General features: G+C 59.5%; 1 protein-coding gene and 1 pseudogene. One reads left to right on the top strand and one right to left on the bottom strand.

Going from position 1 to position 851, the window contains the following annotated elements:
• On the top strand, positions 1-250 hold a 250-nt coding region (locus EOA27_RS41770; protein ID WP_210214211.1), incomplete at its 5' end, for a hypothetical protein.
• Positions 251-616: 366 nt separating this feature from the next.
• Here EOA27_RS41770 and EOA27_RS38430 read toward each other — a convergent pair.
• Positions 617-851 (bottom strand): annotated as a pseudogene (locus EOA27_RS38430) (pyridoxal-phosphate dependent enzyme); the annotation flags it as partial.

The raw sequence follows: 851 nt of genomic DNA, 5'->3' as shown, positions 1-851 counted from the left end.
AGCCCATACGCAGTTCCATCTTGGTGTCCAAAGTCATTCCACACCTTTCGTCTCTTTTGTCGCGGAATATTTTCCCGTCAAAATCGGACACGGTCTCGAGGGCATCGCTCCCTCTGGCTTGCTTCAGCGAAGCTCTCACCGTGTTGCCGCACATCAAGCTGCAACGGAGGTGCCAATTCCCTCAGCTCCGGTAAGCGGCGGGAAATGCTTTGAAATTCTCCACGAGGCTAAATGCGGCCGATTGTCGTGAACCCGACATGTCTTCTGCCGCTGTCGGGTTTCGCCCTATCTCTTGAGAGCTTGGACGGCTCGCCTGTGATTAGACTGGCCTCGGTCCTCGAGCAGTGGCAGTTTGGCGCCAGTTCGAAAGCGCGAACTCGCCGGCTTGGTCCTCGTGCCGCCACCGCCGCGTGTGGATTCTTGCCCCGGAGTCAAAATTCGCCTCGCGGTTGCCAACGGCGGCATGCGCTCAATGCGCGTGGCGTTGAGCCCCGACAGCACGTAATGGTACCAATTAGTGGATGCCCGTCGCTGCCTCCACTTCTCCAGCCAAGCGCTCGAACGACGCTACCTACCCACGTTCGAGCGCGACCGCGGAATCGCAGACTGCCGAACGTCAGCCGTTGCGAAAGGTGTAGCCGTACCCGTTGATCGCCGGCGCGCCGCCTAGATGTGCGTAGAGGACCCTCGATCCCTGTGGAAAGAAGCCCCTCTGGACGAGGTCGATCATCCCTTGCATCGATTTGCCCTCGTAAACGGGGTCCGTAATCATGCCCTCGAGCCGCGCGCACAAACGGATTGCCTCTTTGGTTTCCTCCGATGGAACGCCATAACCCGGGTACGCGTAGTCC

It is taken from the genome of Mesorhizobium sp. M2A.F.Ca.ET.037.01.1.1 (assembly GCF_003998075.1).
In the GTDB taxonomy this organism is placed as follows: Bacteria; Pseudomonadota; Alphaproteobacteria; order Rhizobiales; family Rhizobiaceae; genus Mesorhizobium.
The sequence above is the reverse complement of the archived record's forward strand: the minus strand, read 5'-3'. Positions and strand labels throughout refer to the sequence as shown.